General features: G+C 72.2%; 3 protein-coding genes. All 3 read right to left on the bottom strand.

The features are described from left to right. A partial coding sequence (locus tag E9998_RS26920) for an ABC transporter permease (RefSeq protein ID WP_204745654.1) occupies positions 1-446 on the bottom strand: 446 nt, incomplete at its 3' end. Next, positions 447-1,145: an ABC transporter ATP-binding protein gene (locus E9998_RS24975; protein ID WP_136532468.1), complete on the bottom strand. Its 699-nt coding sequence runs from the start codon at positions 1,143-1,145 to the stop codon at positions 447-449. Further along, a partial coding sequence (locus tag E9998_RS24980; RefSeq protein WP_136532469.1) for a peptidoglycan-binding protein occupies positions 1,142-1,986 on the bottom strand: 845 nt, incomplete at its 5' end. The genes E9998_RS24980 and E9998_RS24975, both read right to left, overlap by 4 nt.

Below are 1,986 nucleotides of genomic sequence, written 5' to 3' on the forward strand. Positions count from 1 at the left end.
TCCAGCAGGCCCAGCTCCGCCGCCCGCACCGACATCCCGCCGCTCTGGCCCGCAGGAATCCGGTCGGTCCGGTACACCTTCGCGTCCGGCACCGAACCCACCGACGCCACCTGCTCCACCGGCCCGATCCGGGCGATCATGGCCGCCGCCTCGTACGGCAGCACGCCCTCCTCCCCCGACAGCATCGACGTGCCTGGCGTCACGGTCAGCAGGTTCGTGCCCAGCGCCGCCAACTGCCGGTCCAGCTCGGCCCGGCTCGACGAGGAGATCCCGACCACCGCGATCATCGCCGCGATCCCGATCGCGATCCCCAACGCCGACAACCAGGCCCGCAACGGCCGCGTGCGCAGCCCAGTGGCGCCGACCCTGACCACGTCCCCCGGGCGCATCCGCGCCGGACGCAGCGACCGGTCCGCCGGCGCGCCGCTCACGGCGATGCCCGCCATTCAGACCACCCGCCCGTCGCGCATCGACACCTGCCGCGGCAGGGAATCGGCTATCTCGCCGTCGTGCGTGATCACCACGACCGTCGTTCCAGCTGCGTGGAGGTCGTGCAGCAGCGCCATCACCGAAGCGCCCGAGACCGAGTCGAGGTTCCCGGTCGGCTCGTCGGCGAGCAGCAGCGCCGGGTTCCCGACCACCGCTCGGGCGATGGCGACGCGCTGGCGTTCGCCGCCGGAGAGCTGGTTGGGGAGGTGGTCCATGCGGTGGTCGAGGCCGACACGGGCGAGGGCCTCGGCGGCCTGCGCGCGGCGTTCGGGGGCGGGCCTGCCGGAGTAGAGGAGGCCGTCGGCGACGTTGTCGAGGACCGGCTGGCCGATCGCGAGGTGGAAGGACTGGAACACGAAGCCGATGCGGGTGGCGCGCAGTGCTGAGACCTGCCCGTCCCGCAGTCGGCCGACGTCGAAGCCGTCGATGCGGACGGTCCCGGTGGTGGGCCGGTCGAGGGTGCCGATGAGGTTGAGCATCGTTGACTTCCCGGAGCCGGAGGGCCCGACGATGGCGGCCATCTCGCCGTCCTCGATGGACAGTGTCACGTCGCGGAGGGCGTGGACGCCGCCGGGGTAGGTCTTGGAGACCGACTCCAGGCTCACGACGGGCCAGGCGGTCTCGGTGAGCGGCGGGGCGTGGTCGAGGGCGGTCATGAGGGCACCACCACGGACTGGCCTTCGGCGAGGCCTTCGCCGGTGACTTCAACGTAGCCGTCGGCGAACAGGCCGGTCTCGACGGCGATGAGCGTCGTGGCGTCGCCGTCGGCGATCTCGAGGCCGTAGCCGCCTTCGGCGAGGCCGAGGAGGGCTTCGACGGGGACGGTGAGGACGTCCTCGGCGGTGTCGCCGGGGAAGCCGACGTCGATGGAGGCCTGGTCGAGGCCGTCGAAGACGGCGGGGTCGTCGGCGGCGACGGTGACGTTGAGGACGGTCTCGCTCTCGTCCCCTTGGCCGCCTTCGACGACGGCGGTCTCCGAGCCGGTGACGGTGCCCGGGGCCTCGGTGCCGTCGGGGAGCGTGATGGTGACGGGCCCGCCGATCACGACGAGCTCCTGGCTGTCGAGTTCGACCTCGACGGTGACGAGCTTGTCGAGGCCGGTGTAGGTGAACACGGCGCCCTGCGCGGGGTCGCCGGGGTTCGTCTCGACGGTGTCGACGCGGATCTCGCCAGGGGCGTAAGCGACGCGGCCGAGGTCGACCGCGCCGGTCTCGGCGAGGCCGAGGTCCTCCTGCCACTCCTCCACGGCGGCTGCGGTCTTCGCGGTGTACTCGTCGTCCACGGTGAAGCCGTCGTAGCCGAGGCGTTCGAGGTTCTCCTCGAACTGCTCCACGTCGGCGCCCTCAGTGCCGTTCGCGAGGGTCCGGTAGGCGGGGAGGGTGCCGTAGAGGAGCACCACGGGAGTGTCGTCCACTGAGTACAGTTCCTCGCCGCGTCCGATGGTGTCGCCCGCGGCGGGCAGCGCGGTCAGGGTGCCCTGGAAGAGGCAGCCGAGGC

This window comes from Glycomyces paridis, assembly GCF_004912155.1.
Lineage (GTDB): Bacteria > Actinomycetota > Actinomycetes > Mycobacteriales > Micromonosporaceae > Glycomyces > Glycomyces paridis.

Coding starts and splice junctions, on each gene's coding strand:
- E9998_RS24975 (WP_136532468.1), bottom strand. CDS start 1,145: ATGACCGCCCTCGACCACGCCCCGCCGCTCACCGAGACCGCCTGGCCC.